Below are 1,119 nucleotides of genomic sequence, written 5' to 3'. Positions count from 1 at the left end.
GTCATCCTTGTAAGTCTCGAATCGCCGGATCGGCTAGAATGGCTGGTGCGGTGACGGACGGGAGACCGCTTCATCCCCGGGCATCGAAGCCCGAACCTCAGCGCGGCGCCCCGTCCGTTGTTCCATTGAACCCGAACAGTCGCGAGGGCCGCTTGGCGAGCCCGGTTGCGCAAGGAGGGGTGCAGATGGACGCGATCTATGTTGGCATTGACGTATCGAAGGACCGGTTGGACGTGCATGTCCGTCCGACCGGAGAAGCCTTTGCCGTGGCGCGTGACGGCAAAGGCTTGGAAGAACTCGTTGCGCGCTTGCAGGCGATCTCGCCGGCGCTGATTGCGGTGGAGGCAACCGGCGGCTTCGAGACGATCGTTGCTGCTGCGCTGGCCGGCGCCCAGCTGCCGCTGGTGGTGGTCAACCCGGCCCAAATCCGGCACTTCGCGCAGGCGGTTGGTCAGCGTGCCAAGACGGATCCGATCGATGCGGCGGTCATCGCGCGGTTTGTCGAGGCCGTGAAGCCGGAGCCACGTGCCATGCCGGATCAGGAAGCTCGGCTGCTGGCTGAACTGGTCAGCCGCCGACGGCAGATCATCGAGATGATCGTTGCCGAGCGGCAGCGCGAGAAGCGGGCCGAGAACGTCCGCGTCCGCAAGAGCCTTGCCCGCCATATCAAGGTCCTCGAGAAGGAGCTGCCGGAGATCGACAACGACATCGACACGCTGGTGCGCGGCTCGCCAGTCTGGCGCGCCAAGGAGGAACTGCTGGTCAGCTTTCCCGGCGTCAGCAACACCCTCGCGCGGACCTTCCTCGCCGAGGTGCCGGAGCTCGGCGTGCTCAATCGGCGCCAGATTGCGAGCCTCGCCGGTCTTGCCCCGTTTACCCGCCAGTCCGGCCGCTGGAAGGGCAAGAGCATGATCGGCGGCGGAAGAGCCAAGCTGCGCGCCGGGCTCTACATGGCCGCTCTGTCGGCCAGCCGATACCATCCGCAGCTCAAGGTCTTCTATCGCCGCCTGGTGACCGCTGGAAAGCCCAAGATGGTCGCCCTCATCGCCGTTGCGCGCAAAGTCCTCACAACCCTCAACGCCATGCTCAGGGACCAAAAACCATGGCACCCGCTTGACC

1 protein-coding gene is annotated in these 1,119 nt (G+C 65.4%); it reads left to right on the top strand.

The genetic code is table 11. From position 1 onward, the window contains the following. Positions 1–185 precede the first annotated feature (185 nt). Positions 186–1,119: IS110 family RNA-guided transposase (locus H8B02_RS47400; RefSeq protein WP_229172531.1), on the top strand; the 934-nt coding region annotated here is incomplete at its 3' end.

Origin of the sequence: Bradyrhizobium altum, from assembly GCF_020889705.1 — a bacterium.
Lineage (GTDB): Bacteria > Pseudomonadota > Alphaproteobacteria > Rhizobiales > Xanthobacteraceae > Bradyrhizobium > Bradyrhizobium altum.
Note: the sequence above shows the minus strand (reverse complement) of the source record. Positions and strands in the feature narration are given on the sequence as shown.